Here is a 20828-nt window from a genome sequence, read left to right on the forward strand (position 1 = left end):
GCGATGCCGTTTCGGGTGCCGTTGGCGATGGTTTACGCTAGAATGCACGGCCTCAAAGCACACCCCTTCCCGAGGCTGTCCCGAAGATGTTGATCCTGCGCGGCGCTCCTGCCCTTTCTGCCTTTCGCCACAGCAAACTCCTTGAACAACTGAGCCAGAAGGTTCCAGCGGTTACAGGCCTGTATGCTGAATTTGCTCACTTCGCCGACGTTACCGGCGTATTGACCGCCGACGAACAGCAAGTGCTCGCACGCCTTCTGAAGTACGGCCCAAGCGTTCCCGTTCAAGAGCCGACCGGCCGCTTGTTCCTGGTTCTGCCACGGTTCGGCACCATCTCGCCCTGGTCGAGCAAGGCCAGCGACATCGCCCGCAACTGCGGCCTGGAAAAAATCCAGCGCCTGGAGCGCGGTATCGCCTTCTACGTTGCCGGCCAGTTCAGCGATGCCGAGGCCGAGCTGATCGCCAGCAGCCTGCACGACCGCATGACCCAGATCATCGTCAGCCAGCTCGAACAGGCTGCCGGTCTGTTCAGTCACGCCGAGCCCAAGCCGCTGACCGCGATTGACGTGCTTGGCGGTGGCCGCGCCGCCCTGGAGAAGGCCAACACCGAACTGGGCCTGGCTCTCGCCGAAGACGAGATCGACTACCTGGTCAACGCCTTCAACGGCTTGAAGCGCAACCCGCACGACATCGAACTGATGATGTTCGCCCAGGCCAACTCCGAGCATTGCCGTCACAAGATTTTCAACGCCAGTTGGGACATCGACGGCCAGAGCCAGGAAAAAAGCCTGTTCGGCATGATCAAGAACACCTACGTGATGCACAGCGAAGGCGTTCTGTCGGCGTATAAGGACAACGCCTCGGTGATCGTCGGCTCCGTCGCCGGCCGTTTCTTCCCGGATCCAGAGACCCGCCAGTACGGCGCGGTTCAGGAACCGGTGCACATCCTGATGAAAGTCGAAACCCACAACCACCCGACCGCGATTGCCCCGTTCCCTGGCGCAGCCACCGGTTCCGGCGGTGAAATCCGTGACGAAGGTGCTACCGGACGTGGCGCCAAGCCAAAGGCCGGCCTGACCGGTTTCACCGTGTCCAACCTGCAGATCCCTGGCTTTGAACAGCCGTGGGAAGTGCCGTACGGCAAGCCTGAGCGCATCGTTACCGCCCTCGACATCATGATCGAAGGCCCGCTCGGCGGCGCCGCGTTCAACAACGAGTTCGGTCGCCCGGCTCTGACTGGCTACTTCCGTACCTTCGAACAGTCCATCACCACGCCCCATGGTGATGAAGTGCGCGGTTACCACAAGCCGATCATGTTGGCCGGCGGCATGGGCAACATCCGTGAAGAACACGTCAAGAAAGGCGAGATTCTGGTCGGCTCCAAGCTGATCGTGCTGGGTGGCCCGGCGATGCTGATTGGCCTGGGCGGCGGTGCTGCTTCCTCTATGGCAACCGGCACCAGCTCGGCTGATCTGGATTTTGCTTCCGTACAGCGTGAAAACCCGGAAATGGAGCGTCGCTGCCAGGAAGTCATCGACCGTTGCTGGCAGTTGGGTGACAAGAACCCGATCAGCTTCATCCATGACGTCGGTGCTGGTGGTTTGTCCAACGCCTTCCCGGAACTGGTCAACGATGGTGACCGTGGTGGCCGTTTCGAACTGCGCAACATTCCAAACGACGAGCCGGGCATGGCCCCGCACGAAATCTGGAGCAACGAATCCCAAGAGCGTTACGTGCTGGCCGTCGGCCCTGAAGACTTCGCGCGCTTCCAGGCCATCTGCGAACGCGAGCGCTGCCCGTTTGCCGTGGTCGGCGAAGCCACTGCCGAGCCGCAACTGACGGTCACTGACAGCCACTTCGGCAACAGCCCGGTGGACATGCCCCTCGAAGTGCTGCTGGGCAAAGCCCCGCGCATGCACCGTTCAGCGGTGCGTGAAGCCGAGCTGGGCGATGATTTCGACCCAAGCACACTCGAACTGGCCGACAGCATCGAACGCGTGCTGCATCACCCGGCCGTGGCGAGCAAAAGCTTCCTGATCACCATTGGTGACCGCAGCATCACCGGCCTCGTAGCCCGTGACCAAATGGTCGGCCCATGGCAGGTGCCGGTGGCCGACGTTGCCGTCACCGCCACCAGCTTCGACGTCTACACCGGTGAAGCCATGGCAATGGGCGAGCGCACGCCGCTGGCCCTGCTGGACGCCCCGGCGTCGGGCCGCATGGCCATTGGTGAAACCCTCACCAACATCGCCGCGTCGCGTATCGGCAAACTGTCTGACATCAAACTGTCGGCCAACTGGATGTCCGCTGCCGGTCACCCGGGTGAAGATGCGCGTCTGTATGACACCGTAAAAGCGGTCGGCATGGAGCTGTGCCCGGAACTGGGCATCACCATTCCAGTGGGCAAGGACTCGATGTCCATGGCCACCCGTTGGAACGAAGACGGCACCGACAAGAGCGTGACCTCGCCGCTGTCGTTGATCGTGACCGGTTTTGCACCGGTTACCGATGTTCGCCAGACCCTGACCCCGCAACTGCGCATGGACAAAGGCACCACCGATCTGATCCTGATCGACCTGGGCCGTGGCCAGAACCGCATGGGCGCCTCGATCCTCGCGCAAACCCACGGCAAGCTCGGCAAAGTGGCGCCGGATGTTGACGACGCTGAAGACCTCAAAGCCTTCTTCGCCGTGATCCAGGGCTTGAACGCCGACGGCCATCTGCTGGCTTACCACGACCGTTCCGACGGCGGCCTGCTGACCAGCGTTGTCGAGATGGCGTTTGCCGGTCACTGCGGCCTGAACATCGTGCTCGACAGCGTTGCCGAGGATGCATCCGAGATCAACGGCATCCTGTTCAACGAAGAGTTGGGCGCCGTGATCCAGGTTCGCCAGGACGCGACTCCGGACGTACTCGCTCAATTCAGCGCCGCTGGCCTGGACGACTGCGTGGCGGTGATTGGCCAGCCGATCAACAACGGTGAAATCAATATCTCGTTCAATGGCGATACAGTGTTTGCCGGTCAACGCCGTCTGCTGCAACGCCAGTGGTCCGAGACCAGCTACCAGATCCAACGCCTGCGTGACAACGCCGATTGCGCCGAGCAGGAATTCGACGTGATCCTGGAAGAAGACAACCCGGGCCTGAGCACCAAGCTCAGCTTCGACGTCAACCAGGACATCACCGCGCCGTACATCAAGAAAGGCATTCGCCCACAAGTTGCTGTGCTGCGTGAGCAGGGCGTCAACGGACAGGTGGAAATGGCGGCGGCGTTCGACCGTGCCGGCTTCAATGCGATTGACGTGCACATGAGCGATATCCTCGCCGGTCGCGTTGACCTCAACGAGTTCAAAGGCCTGGTCGCTTGCGGAGGTTTCTCCTACGGCGACGTGCTGGGTGCCGGTGAAGGCTGGGCCAAGTCGGCCCTGTTCAACAGCCGTGCCCGCGATGCGTTCCAAGGCTTCTTCGAGCGCAACGACAGCTTCACCCTGGGTGTGTGCAACGGTTGCCAGATGATGTCCAACCTCAGCGAACTGATCCCGGGCAGCGAGTTCTGGCCGCACTTTGTGCGTAACCGTTCCGAGCAGTTCGAAGCCCGTGTCGCCATGGTGCAGGTGCAGGAGTCCAACTCGATCTTCCTGCAAGGCATGGCCGGTTCGCGCATGCCGATCGCCATCGCCCACGGCGAAGGCCATGCGGAGTTCGCCAGCGAAGAAGCCTTGCTCGAAGCCGACCTGTCCGGTTGCGTGGCCATGCGCTTCGTCGACAACCACGGCAAAGTCACCGAAAACTACCCTGCCAACCCGAACGGCTCGCCGCGCGGGATCACCGGCCTCACCAGCCGCGACGGCCGCGTGACCATCATGATGCCGCACCCGGAACGTGTATTCCGCGCTGTGCAGAACTCGTGGCGCCCGGAAGAGTGGAACGAGGACGGTGCGTGGATGCGCATGTTCCGTAACGCTCGCGTTTGGGTGAACTAAGGTCGTGTACAAGCTTGCCTTCTTTGTGCCCGACAGCCATGTAGAGACGGTGAAAACCGCCGTCTTTGCAGCTGGCGGCGGGCGCATTGGCGACTACGACAACTGCGCCTGGCAAGTGCTGGGCCAGGGCCAATTCCGCGCGTTGGACGGCAGTCAGCCGTTTATCGGCCAGGTTGGCCAGGTCGAAGTCGTCGAAGAATGGAAGGTCGAGTTGGTGGTGGCGGATGCGCTGATCGTGGCTGTTGTGGCTGCGTTGAAGCTGAGCCACCCCTACGAGACACCGGCGTATGAGGTGTGGCAGTTGGCGGATTTCTGATTCGTTGACTGCATAAACAAGAAACCCGCTGGGCCAGTTTGGTCAGCGGGTTTTTTGTTGCCTGGATTACGGCGCGGGCGTCAGTTGTACCTGGGCGCGTACGGCGTCGATCAAGGTGGTTTGGTAGAGGAAGCGCTGCTGCGCCATGCCCCAGCGATCGATGTAGAACAGGCCCTGGTCATCGACCTGGATCGGGGTCGAGACGATTTCGCCGCTGCGGGATTTGTGCAGCAGGTTGCTTTCGGCCATTGACGGGTGTTCGACCAGAAAGTGTCCGGACACTTTCAGTCGGGTGCGGTCCAGCGGTACGAATGCGGCAGGCTCACGCATGCCAGCCACGCCGACCTTTAGCGTGAAGTCGCTGCGCAGTGCCGTCCAGCGGGTTTCCAGACCTGTCTCCCAGCGGCCGGGGTGGATGGGGGACGCCAGGTTGGGCGCAGCATCGCGGATATGCAGGCTGGCGGCGCCTTGCAGCTCGGCCAGGCCGGGCACTTGCAGGTTGGTGTTGGTGTGGGCGCTGCCGATGAACGCCACCCATTTGTGTGGGCCGTGCGCCGCCTGGTCAGCGTCGATCACCCGTGACGCGAAGTAGCTGAACATCTGGTTGCGCGCCTCTGTGTTGGCGCCCTTGACGTGGTAACTGGCGGTGCAGTCGAGTGCGCGTACACGCAACCCATATTTGTTGGCTTGCTGGATCACTTCGAAGTAGGTGTTAGCGCCACTGTAGAGCGGCATGTGCCCGGCATCCTGGCGTTTGAGGTAGTCCTTGAGCGTGGGCGAAAGGCGTTTGGATTGGCGGAAGGCATCCAGCTCTGCCTGGTGCAGGTCGGTGAGCAAATGTTCGACGTACAGCGTGTCGAACTTGAGCGCCTTGAGTTGCTTCATGTGTTTGATCAGAAACACCTTGCTCGTCTGCGCGCTGTGGGCCTCGCCGATGACCAGCCCCGCCAGCCGGCTTTCGCTGACAGCGCGCAGAAACGGTTCCGGCTGCGTCTGCCCGCTGAGTCGCGACAGTTCCGGGCGAGCCGGCAGGGTGTGCTGGCTGAAGTACTGCTGTGCATCTTGGGTCAGACGCTCCCGCGTTTTCTTGAACACTGAAAACGCCTTGCGGTGCTCGGGGGCCGGCAGGAAATGACTGTCCAGGCCGTGGGACTGGTATGACTGGGTCTGGATGCTTTCGCGCAGGTCCGCAGCGATATCGTAGTCGCTGTAATGCGTGACCGTTGCCGCACCACTCGACGGGCCAGGGGATTCTACGGTTCGTTCAGGCCCGCGCACGGCCAGGGTGTAATCGGCGGAAGCGTCGCTGGCGTCGATGCGCAAACCCACGGCATGGTCAGCGCCGACATTTTCCACGCGCACAGAAACCGCCTTGTGCAGATCGGCCAAGCCCGGGACTTGATCAGCCGCGCGCATGCGCGCGGGGTCCAACAGGGCAATCCAGCGCTCATCGGGCAGGGCTTCGCTGTCGCCTTGCAGGACTTTGTGCGAGTAGAAATTGCGCAACTCAGTGCTGCGCGTTGTGGTGGGTGGGGTGTCGCCTAGGTTGAGGGCATCATCCAGGTCGTAGCAGGTCGAGGCGTCCAGTGCCTTGATCTTGATGCCTTTGGCCGAAGCCTTGCGTACCAGCGCCACGTAGGAAAATTCGGCGTTGTCGGCAAAGCCCATTGCCTTGTCGACGAGCTTCAGATGCCGCTCGATGTGCTTCCAGGATTTGCCGCTGTTGAGCTTGTCCAGTTTCGGGCGGAACACATCACCGGGCAGGTATTCGATGTACAGGCGCTTGAAGCCTTTGTTGAGCAGCGCGTCGATGTTCTCGATAAGCACCTGCTGGCCGACACCGCTGCCGGGGATGGCGCCAATGATCAGGTTCGGTGCGCGGCTAAATGCGGGGTTATCGGTGAGCGTGGCCAACGATGTCTCCCGCGTTACGGTAGGTACCTCGGCACGGGGCGCGACGGGCGGCTGCTGGCGGAAAAAGTCCTCGGCGTCGCGGGTCAATTGGCTGACTTGTTGCTGATACACATCGCGCACCGGCTGCAATTCCCGGGACGCCGCAGCGACGGTGACGTGCGGGTTTTGGTACACCCAGTCACCCTGTTGGCGCAGTTGCGCCGTGAGGTCGGGGTTGAGCACCTGCTCCAGTTTGTCCGCGTACTGGGCGGGCATCTCGTAGTGCTTGAGCGCATCGGGGGCCTGCGGGACTTTTTGATACTTCGGCGCGCCGCCAGTCACTCCGGTACGGCGCCATACACCTTGGGCATCCGGTGCGGCGAGGCGGGTGGTGGAGACCAGCTTGCCGGTGACCGGGTCGAGGCGATAGAGCAAATAGCGTCCGATCGGGTCCGGGGTCTGATGAGCCCAGAGATATTCGCCATTGAACAGCACCGATTGCATCCCCGCAGGCTTGAGTGGCGCCGGTTCCACGGCGCTGATCAACTGCAGTGTCGGGCTCTGTACGAGGCGCCTTGGGGCCTGGTGCACGGCGAACTGTTGCAAGGTGCCGAGGGCCGGGCGCAGGTCGGTGAACAGCCCGCCGGCGCTGTTGAGCAGGTAACCCATCAAGTGTTCCAGGGCCTGGGCGTTGTCGCCCTGGTGGTAAGCGTGCAGAGCCAGCATGGCGTCCTTGAACGCCAGCGCCAGACCGATGCTCAGGCTCAGCACTGGAAAAGGCGCGGTAGCGATGGCGGCAACCCATTCCACACAGGTCCAGGCGATGCCGCTGATCATCTGAGTGCGGTTGACGGTAGTCGCGTGAACATCATCAATGGTGCGTTGCAGCTTGAGGTCATACACCTCGCGCCGCAGGTCCTGGATCTGGGTTTGCGCGCGTATCGGGTCATAGCGCGGCGGGCTGATGCTGGTTTTATCCAGCCCTTCAGGCAACTGGTGCCGGGCGTCCTCCAGGAATGTGCGCACTCGTCCCTGGGACTGCACCGCGACGCGTTGCACCAGGTAACCGAGCATGCCGGGCAGCTTTTTCAGCAAGTAGTTGAACTGCCTGGCTTCACGCACGCTGATGCCGTCCGGAGCATTGGGGGTGTAGAGCAGCGTTGGGTCATCGGCATGGGTGAACAGATAGCAGCCGATCACCCAGTCGCCGTCGATGACCAGGCGGTGGATCCCATGGTCGCGGCGGATGGCCGGTGCCGTCTCGCCCATCTTCGCAATACTGCGCTCCAGCCATTCCCGGTCGATGGACGCGATATCCCCCTGCAAGTGAGATTCCAGAGCGGCACTGCGCAATTGCCATTGAGTAATGGCCAGTGTGGTATCGCGGCGCAGCTTGTAGTCCGGGCTGCCGACGTTCAGTAGGCGTGTCTTGATCTCATCGATGTAGCGCTGGCCGATCCAGACGCCGGTGACCGAGCGTGCGACTTTTTCGGCGGTCAATGGGCTCAGGTCGATGCCTTCGGGGCCTTTGAAACGTGCCGAGCGCGAGAACTTTTCGTCGAGAAAACCGATGCCGTCGGCATAGCCGTCGCGATACAGCTGGGTGTAGTTGATGGGCGCAGCCTTTGCCGACCCCGGTGAGTAGGCCCAAACAGTGTCGGGGTCGACATCGTTGCGTGGGCGTCCCAGCAGCTCATTCAGACGGGCGCGCGCCTGCTCATGCAGGTAAGCGCTGAAGCCCGGCACTTGCGCCTCGGACAACGAATAATCGTTGTAGGCGCGCAGACCGCCTTTGGTGTCGTCCGCCAGTTTCATCAGGGTTCGCCGCGTGGTCAGCGGCGCCGCGCGGAACCAGGTGGGCGTGCTGAACTCATCGTCATCCAGGCGCGTGGCCAACACATGGGTGGCCATGGCCTTGAGGCAATCGGCATGGCTGCCGGCGTGTCCGAAGCTGATTTCGCGGTGTTCCTGGGCGTGAAACTTGTAGCTCAGGCCGCTGAGCACCTGTTTCATCTTGGCCCGAAAGCGCAGGGCGACGCGGCTGATCAGGTAATCGGTGAGGGTACCTGGCGGCGATTTGAGGCCATTGTCCAAAGTCCAGACGAGGATGTGGTTCTGGCAGGAAATTTCACTGTCGAACGCCTGGAACTGTTGCTCGCGCGGAGCCTGCGGCGTACACAGCAACACGCGGTCGACGGCGCCGCTGGCGTCGCGCCGGAGCAGCACCCACAGGTCTTGCAGTTGGGCCTCGTGCAGCGCCAGGGTCGTGGCGCTCAGCAATGGATCGCTGCCTTGGCGCACGCGTTGGATCAGTTCGAAATCGTCAGCAGTGAGATGCCCCTGCAGCATTGCGGTGCAGGCCAGCGCGTTGATTCTGTGGTCGAGCATGGCTTCGATGGCCTGGCACAGCTCGGTCTTGGCATGCAGCTGCTTTTGCAGGTCCCTGAAGTCGATACGCGGTTGCAACGTGCCCATTTGTTGCGCGAGCCAGGCCGGTGTCAGCGCGGCGTAGGTGTCGGGCAGTGGCGCGCCGTCGTAGCTGAGGCTGGTCTTTTCGAGGAAATCGGAACCGGCGTTTTCATCGTCGGGATGCAGGCCGCGCAAGGCCAATTCGACCAGGTCGCGTTTGTGGCTGTATTCACCGATCGGTGTGACGGCGCGGCGGGTGGTCACCAGCAAGCGTTGTGGTTCCAGGTCGTGGATATCCAGGTCATCGCTCAGGCGCTCCAGCCATTGGTGGCGTGCCAGGGTGTACGGCGTGGCCAGGGCACCGAACAGTTGTTCCAGGCGCTGCCGGGACTGGTCGTAATGCTGCAAGTGTTCGGCGAGTCGTGCGCGTTGGGTGTCTGAGGCGCTGCGGTACCAGTCTGGCGCGCTGTGCCGCAACCATCGGTCGAGCAGCAGTTGGGCGCGCCATTGCAGTCGCGCGCCGAGGTCGGGCACGGCGTCGACGATGGCCTGCTCCAGCGCATTGATCAGTGCCTGCGCGTCAGTGTGCGGGTTGTCCACCAGGCTCAGGGCGCGGTCAATGTCGGCACTGCGCTTGGCGATCAGTTGGTTGTCGAGGTGCTCGAACAGTGGCCGTTCGCTGATCGGGGTCAATGCCAGCGGCCAGATGGCTTGCGGCGTCAGTGCGCGGTAGTCGGTCGCCAGCATGCCCATGAAGTGAGTGCGCTCGGCGGCGGCGTCCAGGCGTTGGAACAGATCGCTGTTGAGGTCGGCCAGGGAGGCGAAAAATTCAATCCCGCGCGAGGGAGTGAACAGTGCCACGCGGCCAACCGGCGTGCTCGATTGAAGCTCGCTTACCACCGGGCTTGAATGTTCGGTCAGCACAAACGCACCGGCCAGTTCGATGGTTTGCCCCTGGTATTCAAAGGTCAGTGCATACAGGCCGGGGCGTTGCGTGACGCCCAGTGGTACGCGGTCCAGGATCGCCTGCTCTTGAGGGTGGAACAGGCGATCGGCGACCGCGAGTGCGGTTTCGTGGGTCAGTGCGATGTAGCCGGCTTCAAAGGTCATGAAGGATTTGCGCGCTTTGCCGTCGATCTGCTCGCGGCTATCCATGTCCAGCAATTGCGTGTTGAGCGTGGCCTTGAGCGTGGTCAGCAGGGCCTGACCTTCAGTACTGCGCAGATCGCTGTTGTCCAGGTTCTGGTACAGCACGCGGCTGTTTGTCAGGAACTGCTGGCGGTAGTTTTCCAGATGGGTATTCAGGCGCTCCAGGTACGCGAGTGGAGGCGACGCCGGCTGCGTCGGCAGCAGCGGTGCATCGAGGTCGAGCAGGTGATGGCCGATCAAGTTGAGTGAGCCTTTGATCTCGTCAAAGGTCAGGGGTGGGGTGGAAGTGCTCACGGGCACAGGCTCCATGCTGAGGATTGGAGCCCTCAGCATGGGCACGACCGCCCCGAACAGGGCGGTAGATAGGTAGGTCAGGCGCCGGCGCGGACTGGCTGGCGAGAGGTCAGGGTCTTGAGTGCGGCGCTTAAGCCTTGGGCCTGCTCGCCGACCAGCAGGTGCCACACACCGGCGTCGATCCGGCTGACACCCTGGCAACCGAGTGCCGTGAGCTGTGCCTGCGACAGCGCGTTTTCGTCGGCCAGGTGCAGGCGCAGGCGGGTCATGGCCACGCATTCCAACTGCACGACATTGGCCTGACCGCCCAGCGCATCCAGCCATTGCTGCGCCACGGTCGAGGCAACGTTGCTGGCTTGAGTCGGCGCAGTGGCGCTGGCAGGTGATGTGCTGGCGGAGGTCGGCATCGCCAGACGAATCTCATCGGCAATGCTGTCTGCCAGCGGCCCGACCACTACCTGCAAACTGCCCCCGTTGCCCGGCCGCACAATGGCCATCGCGCCCAGGGCTTTGAGCTCGGCATCCACTGCCTTGTTGCGGTCAACCATGTCCAGGCGCAGGCGAGTGGTGCAGGCGCCGACGCTCAGCAGATTGTCCGCGCCGCCCAAGGCGCGGATGTACGCCGTGGCGCGCTGGTTGTCGCTCATTGCTTCGGCCGGTGCCACTTGGCCGTCTTCACGGCCCGGGGTTTTCAGGTTGAAGCGGCGAATGCAGTAGCTGAACACCGTGTAGTAGATCGCTGCGTACGCCAGCCCCACCGGCACCACCAGCCAGCCATTGGTGGACTTGCCCCAGCCCAGCACCATGTCGATAAACCCGCCGGAGAAGGTAAAGCCCAGGTGGATATTCAGCATATTGGTCACGGCCATCGACAGACCGGTGAGCAGCGCATGGATCAGGTACAGGAACGGCGCGAGAAACATGAATGCGAATTCAATCGGCTCGGTCACGCCGGTGAGAAACGAGGTCAGCGCCATCGATAGGAAGATCCCGCCCATCACCTTGCGCCGTTCCGGCAGGGCGTTGCGGTACATCGCCAGGCACGCGGCGGGCAGGCCGAACAGCATCACCGGGAACATGCCGGTCATGAATTGGCCACCTTTGGGGTCACCGGCAAAATAGCGGGTCAAGTCGCCGGTCACTACGGCGCCGGTGGCCGGGTCGGTGAAGCTGCCGAACACAAACCAGGCCATGTTGTTGAGGATGTGGTGCAAGCCGGTGACGATCAGCAGGCGGTTGAACACGCCGAACACGAACGCGCCGATGCTGCCGCTTTCCATCAGCAGCACGCCGAAACTGTTGATGCCGTGCTGGATCGGCGGCCAGATCAGGCCAAAGATCACCCCCAGCCCAACCGCTGAGAACCCGGTGACAATCGGCACGAACCGTCGCCCGCCGAAGAAGGCCAGGTACTCAGGCAGCTTGATGTCCTTGAAACGGTTATACAGCGCACCGGCCATCAAGCCGCTGGCGATCCCGGCGAGCATGCCCATGTTGATGCTGGTGTCCATCACCTTGAGGGTAGAGATCATCACCAGGTAGCCAATCGCACCGGCCAGCCCGGCTGTGCCGTTATTGTCGCGGGCAAAGCCCACGGCGATACCGATGGCGAAGATCAGCGCCAGGTTGGCGAAGATCGCCTGGCCGGCATCGTGCATCACTGCGATGTTGAGCAGGTCGGTATCGCCCAGGCGCAACAGCAGGCCGGCAATCGGCAGGATGGCGATAGGCAGCATCAGCGCGCGGCCCAGGCGTTGCAGGCCTTCGATGAACAGTTGGTACATGGCGGGTCTCCTTTTTCTTGTTGTTGTCAGCTCAGCGGCCAGTGGTGTTGACAGGCTTGGCGTACGGCTTTGGCGCTGCTCAGGTCGAGCAGGCTAAGGCTCAGTTGCCGGCATTGCGCCGCATCCAGGTGGCGGACGCGGTCCTTGATTTCTGCGATTTGCGGCGGGCTCACCGACAGCTCGCTGACCCCCAGGCCGATCAGTGCGGGGGTGGCCAGCGGGTCGGACGCCAGCGCGCCGCAGACGCCAACCCAGCGCCCATGCTTGGCTGCGCCGTCGCAGGTTTGGGCGATCAGCCGCAGCAGCGCCGGGTGCAGCGCGTCGACCCGCGCGGCGAGTCCGGCGTGGTCGCGGTCCATGGCCAGGGTGTACTGGGACAGGTCATTGGTGCCGATGGACAGGAAGTCCGCATGTTCGGCCAGTTGTTCGGCCATCAGCGCGGCGGCGGGAACTTCGATCATCACCCCCAGTTCAGGGCGCTGGGTCAGCTTCAGCTGCGCACACAGTTCATCCAGGCGCTGGCGGATCTCCAGCAGTTCGTCGACTTCGCTGACCATCGGCAACAGGATGCGGCAGCGCGCCAACGGTGTGAGTTGCAGCAGCGCGCGCAGTTGCTGGTCGAGCAGTTCGGGACGCACCTGGGCCATGCGGATACCGCGCAGGCCCAAGACCGGGTTGGCTTCGACGGGCAGGGGCAGGTAGTCGAGTTGTTTGTCGCCGCCCACATCGATGGTGCGGATGATCACCGACTTGTCGCCCATGGCGTCCAGCACGGCTTGATAGGCCTGGCGTTGCTCCTGTTCATCCGGCGCGGTGCGGCGGTCGACAAAGAGGAATTCGGTACGCAGCAGGCCGACACCATCGGCGCCGTTTTCAAACGCTGTTTGAGCTTCTGCGCTGGAGGCAACATTGGCAGCCACTTCAATGCCTACGCCGTCACTGGTGCGTGCCGGTTGGTGGGCCTGGGCCTGTTGCTGTTGGCGGCGCAGTTTTTGCGCGTCGCGAATCTGGTGCACTTGAGCGTGACGGGCTTCGCTGGGCGCCAGTTCCAGGCGACCGTTGGCGGCGTCTAGTACCACCCGCTGGCCTTGCGGTACGTCGAGGACTTCGCTGCCCAGCGCGACCACGCAGGGCAGCCCTTTGCCGCGCGCCAGAATCGCCACATGGGAGGTCGCGCCGCCTTCGGCCATGCACAAGCCGGCGGCCTGCTGCGCGCTCAGTTGCAGCAAATCCGAGGGCGTCAGTTCATGGGCGCTGACGATGGCGCCAGCGGGTAACTCGAAGTGCCAGGCTTCACCCAGCAAGGTGCGCAGCACGCGTTGTTGCAGGTCGCGCAGGTCGTTGGCGCGCTCGGCGAACAACGGCTTGCCCAATGCCAGCAGCACTGCGCACTGGGCCTGGATCGCATCGCGCCAGGCATGGGTGGCGGCGCTGCCTTGCTCGATGGCACCCGTGGCGGCTTCCAGCAGGGTCGGGTCTTCCAGCAGGGCCAGGTGGGCGGCGAAGATGTCTTCTTCCTCGACGTTTTTACGCTGGCGGGCGTGCTCCAGGGTGTTGCGGATTTCACCGCGCACCTGCTCCAGCGCCGTGTCCAGACGTTGCAGTTGTTCGTCGGCCGAATGCTGGCCCGTGTCTGCGGGCAGCTCGATACCGCTCAGGCGAAACAGCGGCCCGCAGACCAGGCCGGGCGCCGCGCAGACACCTTGCAATACACCGGCTTCGGTATTGGCTCGGCGTGGCGTAACGGCGGCAGGCGCGTGATGTTCTTCTTTCATCGGTGCAGACAGCGCGGCAACCAAGGCCTGCAACGCCGCCTCGCAGTCCTTGCCGCGGCAAGTGACGCGCACTTCGTCGCCTTCGCCGATGCCGAGCCCCATCAAACCGATCAAGCTGTCGCAGGCGGCCGACTTGTCAGCGTAGTGCAAGCGCGCCTGGCTGCTGAAGCCCTGGGCCGTCTTGCGGATCAGCGCTGCGGGCCGAGCATGCAAGCCGCCTCGATGGGTGATGTGCACACGGGAGCTGGCTTCTTCGATGGAGTTATCCACAGCCGTCTGAGCGGGCGCTGTCGACCGCGCGATGACCTGCATCAGTGGCTCGCCGACGTTGACGGTTTGCGACGCCAGAGGCAGCACGTCGAAGTGCTCGCCATTGGTTAGGATGATCAGGCTGATAAGGCTCTTGCACTGGCGCGCAATGCAATCCAGGTCAAACCGTACCAGCGCCTGGCCCAGGCTCACCCGGGCGCCCTGTTTGACCAGCAGCGCAAAACCTTCGCCCTTCAGCTCGACGGTGTCGATGCCCAGATGCATCAGCAGCTCGGCGCCATTGTCGGCGCGGATTGTCAGCGCGTGGCCGGTACGCGCGACGTGAATGATCTCGCCGTCGCAGGGCGCATGCAGGCAGTTATTAAGCGGGTCGATCGCAAGGCCGTCGCCCATGGCACCGCTGGCGAATACCTCGTCGGGGACGTTGCCCAGGGTCAGCACCGGCCCACTGAGGGGGGCGCTGAGGGTCACTGCATTATTGTTGTTAGACATGGGCACGGTACTCATCAGGAAAACACGGCACACCACTCAGTGAGTGCGGGTGACTTTGCTCAGGTGGCGCGGTTGGTCCGGGTCCATGCCGCGGGCGACCGCCAGACCGGCGGCCATGACGTAGAAACTCTGGATCGCCAGCACCGGGTCCAGGCTCGGGTGTTCGGCGCGGCTCAGGGTCAGGTCGCGTTCGGCGATATCGTCCGGCGCGGCCAACAGCACGCGGGCACCGCGCTGGCGCATGTCGGCGGCCAGGCTCAACAGGCCTGCCTGCTCGGCGCCGCGCGGGGCAAACACCAACAGTGGATAGTTGTCGCCGATCAAGGCCATCGGCCCATGGCGCACCTCGGCGCTGCTGAAGGCTTCGGCCTGGATCGCCGAGGTTTCCTTGAGCTTGAGTGCGGCTTCCTGGGCAATGGCAAAACCGGCGCCACGGCCGATCACCATCAGGCGCTGACTGTCGCGCAGGGCGTCGATGGCGCGGCTCCAATCCTGGCGGGCCGCTTCACGCAGGCCATCGGGCAACGCCTGGCAGGCTTGCAGCAGGTCGGCTTCCTGATTCCAGTGGCCGACCAACAGCGCGCTGGCGCTGAGGGTGGCGATAAAGCTTTTGGTCGCGGCCACGCTGAGTTCCGGCCCGGCGCACAGCGGCACGTGGAATTCACAGGCGGCTTCCAGCGGCGAGTCTTCGGCGTTGACCAACGAGATGCTCAAAGCCCCGCGCTTACGCAGCAGGCGCAGGCTGTTGACCAAGTCCGGGCTTTGGCCGGACTGCGAGAAACCGAACGCCACCTGGCCGCTGACCTTCAACGGCGCTTGCAGCAAGGTCACCACCGACATCGGCAACGACGCCACCGGAATGCCCACATGCTGCATGGCCAGGTAGGCGAAATAGCTGGCGGCGTGGTCCGAGCTGCCACGGGCGATGGTCATCGCCACTTGCGGCGGCTGGCGGCGCAGGCGGCCGGCGATTTCTTCCAGTGCCGGGTTCAGGCGTTGCAGTTGCGCCGCGACGGCGTCACAGGAGGCCAAGGCCTCTTCAAGCATTTTTGAAGACAATGGTTTCTCCTTCGACCATGACGTCGGTGAGTTGCAGGGAGCGGTCCAGGCGCACGCAGTCGGCAAAGCTGCCGGGTTGCAGGCGGCCGCGTTCTTCCAGGCCCAGGTAATCCGCAGGAAATTGCGACAGGCGTTGTGAGGCTTCGCTGATAGGCAGGCCGATCTTCACCAGATTGCGCAGCGCCTGGTCCATAGTCAGCGTGCTGCCGGCCAGGGTGCCGTCGGCCAGGCGTACGCCGCCCAGGCATTTGGTCACGGTGTGGCTGCCCAGCTTGTATTCGCCATCGGGCATGCCGGCGGCGGCGGTGGAATCGGTAACGCAATACAGGCAAGGGATCGACCGCAGCGCCACGCGCATTGCGCCGGGATGCACATGCAGCAGGTCCGGAATCAACTCGGCGTACTTGGCGTGGGCCAGCGCGGCGCCGACGATCCCCGGCTCGCGGTGATGCAACGGGCTCATCGCGTTGTACAGATGGGTAAAACTGGTGGCGCCCGCAGCGAGGGCGGCGACGCCTTCTTCATAGCTGCCCAAGGTGTGGCCGATCTGCATGCGTACGCCGCGCTCGCTGAGGGTGCGGATCAGGGCGTCGTGGCCGGCGATTTCCGGGGCGATGGTGATCACTCGGATGGGCGCCAGGCGCAGGTACGCCTCGACTTCTTCCATCAGCGCGGTGTGGGCGAAGTTGGGTTGGGCGCCAAGTTTGCCTGGGTTGATGTAAGGCCCTTCCAGGTGTACGCCGAGTACTCGGGCGCTGCCGGCAGGGCGCTGCTCGCAAAAGCCGCCGAGTTGACCGAGCACGCTGGAGATTTCATCCACCGGCGCGGTCATGGTGGTGGCCAGCAGCGAGGTGGTGCCAAAGCGCACGTGGGTGCGGGTGATGGTCTCGAAGGCGTCGATGCCTTCCATGATGTCCTTGCCACCGCCGCCGTGCACATGCAGGTCGATAAAGCCCGGCAGCAGGTAGGGCAAATCGTTTTGCGTCGGGTCGCAAGGCACGCCTTCAATGGCGGTTACCTTGCCGTGTTCATGCACCAGGCGGCCGCGAATCCAGCCGTGGGGCGTGAGGATATTATCTTCGGACATGGGCAGTTCTCTAAGGCCGCTACTCGGCGGCAAAGTCATATCGACGCAGCTCTGCGACAAAGTCGTAGTAGTCGTTGCGGCAGTAGGTGTCGGTGATTTCAATCGGCGTGTTGTCGGCGGTGTAGCCCACGCGGGTCATCAGCAGCATGGCGGTGCCGGGGGCGATGCCCACCAGGGCGGCGAACTCGTCCGAGGCGTTGACCGCCTGGATATGCTGCAGGGCACGGACGATGGGCTTGCCGATACTTTCCAGGTACTCGTACAGCGAGCTGCCGATGGCTTGCGGTTGCGGCAGCACCGAGGCGGGCATCGTGGTCATCTCAATGGCCATGACGGTGTCGTCGACTTTACGCAAACGCTTGAGGCGCGCCACTTTGTCGGTGGGCGACAGGGCCAGGCGGATCAGCTCTTCATGGGTCGGCGGGGTGATGTCACGCTCCAGCCATTGGGAGCTGGGCACAAAGCCCTTGAGGCGCAACATCTCGCTGAAACCCGACAGGCGTGAGAGCGGCTGTTCCAGGCGAGGCGTGATAAAGGTACCGGAGCCCTGGCTGCGGCGGATCAGGCCTTGGGCAAACAACACTTCCAGCGCCTTGCGGGCGGTGACTCGCGAGATGCTCAGTTGCTCGCTAAGGACGCGTTCAGACGGCAATGCCTGTTCGGATTTCCACTCGCCGGCATGGATGGCCGCTTCCAGCTTGCGGGCCAATTGCAGGTAAAGCGGCGTGGATTGTTTGTCGTCAGGGCGCAGGGCCAGGATGGGATTCATCTGTCAAGTTTCCGATGCGTTATTGGAGTGTTGTCGCCCGGTATTGGCCGGAAATTAATACCACTTAAATACCATGTCAATGCAGCGAAAACGGTGCAAATCCGGTTTTTATGGCCCTATAACGGGGCTCGGTCTTAAGTGGTATTAGAGAGGTCTTTATGGCGCGCAGAACGGCGCAGCCCGCGCGGTGAACTGGTATTCACCGGCGGGCGCTGTTGAAGGCGGGAAAAATTTTCGAATTATTTTACGAACGGTCGACGATTACGGCCGAATCTCGATCAGGGTGCCGTCTTTGACCAGGGTCCAGACTTCACGCATATCGACGTTGCGCATGGCGATGCAGCCGTCGGTCCAGTCCAGGGTGTGGAACCACTGTTCGGGATAGTCTTCGGTGTCAGGCGTGCCGTGGATCATGATCATGCTGCCGGGCTTCACCCCTTCGCGGCGCGCGCGGGCGGCGTCGCTGATATTGGGGTAGGAGATGTGCATGGCCAGGTTGAAGCGGTCGCTGGTCTTGCGCCAGTCGATCCAGTACAGGCCTTCCGGGGTGCGGCGGTCGCCCTCTATCAGCTTGTGGCCCTTGGGGTTTTTGCCCAGGGAAATGCGGTAAGTCTTGATCGGCTTGCCGTCGTTGATCAGTTGCAATTGATGGGCGGACTTGAGCACCAGGACTTTTTCGACGGTTTTGCCGCCCAGGGTCTCCACGGTAGAAGCCGGCGAAAGGGTAGCGAACGACAGGCAGAGCAGAGCAAGCAACCAACGCATTAAAACGATTTCCCTTGATGCCGGATTATTATTGGGCGGGCTTGCCCATCGGCGGCACAGCCTCGCTGCGCACCGGGTAGGACTCAAGTCTGCGGTCAGCGAAAAAGCATTCTAAGGTACGTCCCACCGTGCGGAAAGCCAGCTCGGACCAAGGGATGTCGGCTTCGTCAAACAGCTGCACTTCAAGGCTTTCGGGGCCTGCGGCGAAGTCCAGGTCGACCAGTTCGGCGCGGTAGAAGATATGCACCTGATTGATGTGCGGCACATCGATCAGGGTGTAAATCGCCAGGTTGCGCACGCGTGCGCAGGCTTCTTCCTGGGTTTCGCGCGTGGCGGCCTGCTCGACGGTCTCGCCGTTTTCCATAAAGCCCGCGGGCAGGGTCCAGTAGCCCAGGCGCGGTTCGATGGCGCGTCGGCACAGCAGCACTTTATCGCCCCACACCGGCACGGTCCCGGCGACGATATTGGGGTTCTGATAGTGAATGGTCGAGCAGTGATCACACACAAAACGCAGGCGCCCGTCGCCTTCTGGAATGCGTTGGGTGACCGGTTTACCGCACTGGCTGCAGAATTTCATGCTGGGGTTCCTGGAAAGTGCGCCTATCTTGGCGTGGCGGGCAGGGGCCTGCAAGTTGTCGTTTAGCGACACCCGCCGGGTTTTGGGGTTGGGCGCCCGCACGCTTTGGTGCATGATGCATGGTAGCCAACAGACCGAGATGACTCATGCTGGACGAGCTACTTCGCCGGGTAAGCAACCACACCCCCCACACGCTGGAAACCGACGGGCGTTTCCCCGAGGCTGCGGTGCTGGTGCCGATTACCCGCAGTGATGAACCCGAGCTGATCCTGACCCTACGCGCCAGCGGCCTGTCGACCCACGGTGGCGAAGTGGCGTTTCCCGGCGGTCGTCGCGACCCCGAAGACCCGGACCTGATTTTCACCGCCCTGCGTGAGGCCGAAGAGGAAATCGGCCTGCCGCCTGGCTTGGTCGAAGTGATCGGCCCGTTGAGCCCCCTGATCTCCCTGCATGGTATTCGCGTCACACCTTATGTCGGCGTGGTCCCTGATTACGTCGAATACCTGGCCAATGATGCAGAGATTGCCGCCGTTTTCAGCGTACCCCTGGACTTTTTCCGACAGGATCCGCGCGAACATACCCACAGAATCGATTACCAGGGCCGCAGTTGGTATGTGCCCAGCTATCGGTTTGGCGAATACAAGATTTGGGGGCTGACGGCGATCATGATCGTCGAGTTGATTAACCTGCTCTATGACGACGCCCAGATCAGCCTGCACCAGCCGCCCAAGAGCTTCATCAATATCTAAGCCATCGTTTGAATGGCAAGCCGTGAGGACACACCATGAAATACCGCCTGGGCGACGCCCGCGTCGAGACGCATCCCAACAGCTGGGTGGCGCCGAACGCCACGCTGGTGGGCAAGGTCAAGCTGGAAGAGGGCGCCAACGTCTGGTTCAACGCGGTATTGCGTGGCGACAACGAACTGATCCTGATCGGCAAGAACAGTAATGTGCAGGACGGCAGCGTGATGCACACCGATATGGGCTATCCGCTGACTCTGGGCACGGGCGTGACCATCGGCCATAACGCCATGCTGCACGGCTGCACCGTGGACGATTACAGTCTGATCGGCATCAATGCAGTGATCCTCAACGGCGCGAAAATCGGCAAGCACTGCATCATTGGCGCTAACTCGCTGATTGGCGAAGGCAAGGAAATTCCCGATGGCTCGCTGGTCATGGGCTCGCCGGGCAAAGTGGTGCGGGAGTTGACCGACGCGCAAAAGCGCATGCTCGAAGCCAGCGCCGCCCACTATGTGCATAACTCACAGCGCTATGCCCGCGACCTGGCTGAGCAGCAAGAATGAACCCGATTGAACGCCCCGTTGGCTCGCCGTGCGTGAGCATTTGCGCGCTGGATGATGACGACATCTGCACCGGCTGCCAGCGCACCGTGTATGAAATCACGCGCTGGAGCCGCATGGACAACGCCGAACGCCGGGCGGTGTTGTGCTTGTGCCACGAGCGAGCGGTGGCGGCTGGGCTGGTGTTTATGGCTTCTGGTAAATCCGGCGCCTGATAGATCGCCATCGGGGGGCAAGCCCCCTTCCACACTTAACCGCGTTTAATCTGTAGGAATACGGTCAAAATGTGGGAGGGGGCTTGCCCCCGATGAGGCCCTCCCAGACGACATATTTCAAAATGTGAAGTACCCTGTGCCCCTTGTTCACAGGTCTTTCGCCCCATGCTCTTCCTGATCGCCTACATCAGCAGCGTCGTGCTGATCAACTTCGCTTTCTCCACCGCCCCGCACCTTGACGTGATCTGGTCCGCCTGGGGTGGCCTGGTATTTATTCTGCGCGACATGGTGCAAACCCGCTTCGGCCACGGTGCGATCATCGCCATGTTGGCGGCGCTGGTACTGTCCTATGTCACTTCCGACCCTGCCATTGCCCTGGCCAGTGCCACGGCATTCGCGGTGTCCGAATGCATCGACTGGCTGGTGTTCAGCATCACCAAGCGCCCGCTCCACGATCGCCTGTGGATAAGTTCGGCGCTGAGCATTCCCCTCGACACGTTTATCTTCTTCGGCCTGATCGGCGCGCTGACGCCGGCGGTGGTGGGTACGGCCTTGGCATCGAAATTCGCCGGGGTCACGGTGGTGTGGCTGATCATGGCCTGGCGTATCCGCAAGCGGGCCGTCGCCAACTGAGGCCAATTTTTACAGTTCATGTAAAATGCCGGCCTTTCTCCCCATGATCCGC

The 20828-nt window shown here is 62.6% G+C and carries 14 protein-coding genes; 6 read left to right on the forward strand and 8 right to left on the reverse strand.

Translation table 11 applies throughout. The features are described 5' to 3' along the window. Positions 1-86 precede the first annotated feature (86 nt). Together purL and AB4N82_RS15320 are read left to right on the forward strand one after the other, a co-directional pair. The gene (gene purL, locus AB4N82_RS15315; protein WP_095185811.1) at positions 87-3983 is read left to right on the forward strand and encodes a phosphoribosylformylglycinamidine synthase; all 3897 of its coding nucleotides are present in this window, start codon (positions 87-89) and stop codon (positions 3981-3983) included. Positions 3984-3987: 4 nt separating this feature from the next. Next, entirely contained in the window at positions 3988-4299 is a 312-nt protein-coding gene (locus AB4N82_RS15320) for a YqfO family protein (RefSeq protein ID WP_095185810.1), read from the forward strand. A gap of 66 nt (positions 4300-4365) precedes the next feature. Here the strand turns inward: AB4N82_RS15320 and AB4N82_RS15325 are convergent, their stop codons facing one another. The 8 genes from AB4N82_RS15325 to AB4N82_RS15360 all read right to left on the reverse strand — a co-directional run bounded on the left by AB4N82_RS15325 (position 4366) and on the right by AB4N82_RS15360 (position 18622). After that, positions 4366-10044, reverse strand: coding sequence for a membrane-targeted effector domain-containing toxin (locus AB4N82_RS15325; protein WP_460102099.1), 5679 nt, complete (start codon positions 10042-10044; stop codon positions 4366-4368). A gap of 77 nt (positions 10045-10121) precedes the next feature. Then, the gene (nagE, locus tag AB4N82_RS15330) at positions 10122-11828 is read right to left on the reverse strand and encodes an N-acetylglucosamine-specific PTS transporter subunit IIBC (RefSeq protein ID WP_122763824.1); all 1707 of its coding nucleotides are present in this window, start codon (positions 11826-11828) and stop codon (positions 10122-10124) included. Positions 11829-11854: 26 nt separating this feature from the next. Then, complete coding sequence (ptsP, locus tag AB4N82_RS15335) at positions 11855-14365, reverse strand: phosphoenolpyruvate--protein phosphotransferase (RefSeq protein ID WP_122763823.1); 2511 nt, start codon at positions 14363-14365, stop codon at positions 11855-11857. A 36-nt stretch (positions 14366-14401) separates the two neighbouring features. After that, positions 14402-15412, reverse strand: coding sequence for an SIS domain-containing protein (locus AB4N82_RS15340; protein WP_032890762.1), 1011 nt, complete (start codon positions 15410-15412; stop codon positions 14402-14404). Continuing rightward, positions 15405-16511, reverse strand: a complete 1107-nt coding sequence (gene nagA, locus AB4N82_RS15345; protein WP_122753155.1) for an N-acetylglucosamine-6-phosphate deacetylase — start codon at positions 16509-16511, stop codon at positions 15405-15407. Before nagA ends, AB4N82_RS15340 begins: the two co-directional genes overlap by 8 nt. 19 nt (positions 16512-16530) lie before the next feature. Next, positions 16531-17280 carry a GntR family transcriptional regulator gene (locus AB4N82_RS15350; RefSeq protein ID WP_460102102.1) on the reverse strand — a complete coding sequence of 250 codons (750 nt, stop codon included), beginning with the start codon at positions 17278-17280 and terminating at the stop codon, positions 16531-16533. Between the two features lie 261 nt (positions 17281-17541). Beyond that, a complete protein-coding gene (locus AB4N82_RS15355) occupies positions 17542-18045 on the reverse strand; it encodes a L,D-transpeptidase family protein (protein ID WP_095185804.1) in 504 nt (167 codons plus the stop codon). 28 nt (positions 18046-18073) lie between these two features. Then, positions 18074-18622 carry an NUDIX hydrolase gene (locus AB4N82_RS15360; RefSeq protein ID WP_032890771.1) on the reverse strand — a complete coding sequence of 183 codons (549 nt, stop codon included), beginning with the start codon at positions 18620-18622 and terminating at the stop codon, positions 18074-18076. A gap of 146 nt (positions 18623-18768) precedes the next feature. Between AB4N82_RS15360 and AB4N82_RS15365 the strand changes: the two genes are divergently transcribed. The 4 genes from AB4N82_RS15365 (at position 18769) to AB4N82_RS15380 (ending at position 20776) form a co-directional block, all read left to right on the forward strand. Beyond that, positions 18769-19371: a CoA pyrophosphatase gene (locus tag AB4N82_RS15365; protein ID WP_032890773.1), complete on the forward strand. Its 603-nt coding sequence runs from the start codon at positions 18769-18771 to the stop codon at positions 19369-19371. A 35-nt stretch (positions 19372-19406) separates the two neighbouring features. Then, the gene (locus AB4N82_RS15370; RefSeq protein ID WP_032890775.1) at positions 19407-19931 is read left to right on the forward strand and encodes a gamma carbonic anhydrase family protein; all 525 of its coding nucleotides are present in this window, start codon (positions 19407-19409) and stop codon (positions 19929-19931) included. Beyond that, entirely contained in the window at positions 19928-20143 is a 216-nt protein-coding gene (locus AB4N82_RS15375; protein WP_460102108.1) for a DUF1289 domain-containing protein, read from the forward strand. The genes AB4N82_RS15370 and AB4N82_RS15375 overlap by 4 nt, the downstream gene beginning before the upstream one ends. Before the next feature lie 165 nt (positions 20144-20308). Continuing rightward, entirely contained in the window at positions 20309-20776 is a 468-nt protein-coding gene (locus tag AB4N82_RS15380; protein WP_032890779.1) for a VUT family protein, read from the forward strand. The last annotated feature ends 52 nt before the right edge of the window (positions 20777-20828 follow it).

Source organism: Pseudomonas sp. H1_D04, from assembly GCF_054683855.1.